We start from the raw sequence: 476 nt of genomic DNA, 5'->3' as shown, positions 1-476 counted from the left end.
AGTCATCAATGTTGCGCCAAGTATTAAGATCAGTAAAGTCCATTTGTTGAACCTCACCTTTGGTCTCGTTCATCATCTCTTCAACCACGTCAGCAGTTGCAGACACTTGCTGTTGATCTAGGTTTTGAGTGTTTTCAGCGACCATTTGCTCGATATCATCGCGGCTGATATCACCAGATATACGATCATACATGGCTTTGGCTTCTTGTTGGATACTACCGTCAGAGCCTTGAACGGCTGTAGTAGCAATATTAGCACCAGCGCCCACTGCAGAAGCAGTAGTACTAGCAACAGTGCTTACTGTGCTGCCTACAGCACGGGTGGCGGTAGACATAATGCTAGTAGCGCTGCTTAGCGTTAGGTAAGAGGTAAGCGCGATGATAGCTGCTGCTGTCAACATACCAGTAAGCGTAGCATCTTTAGGATCAATAGCGGTACCGTCACCAAACAAAGCTACTGGCGCAGAGGCTTTAACA

General features: G+C 47.1%; 1 protein-coding gene. It reads right to left on the bottom strand.

Features of this window, described 5'->3' with window-relative positions:
* Window positions 1-476 (bottom strand): hypothetical protein (locus EG885_RS22980; protein WP_207392404.1); only part of this gene is annotated, 476 nt, incomplete at both ends.

Origin of the sequence: Paracoccus nototheniae (assembly GCF_004335005.1) — a bacterium.
In the GTDB taxonomy this organism is placed as follows: Bacteria; Pseudomonadota; Alphaproteobacteria; order Rhodobacterales; family Rhodobacteraceae; genus Paracoccus; species Paracoccus nototheniae.
This window is presented reverse-complemented; position numbering and strand designations above follow the sequence as displayed.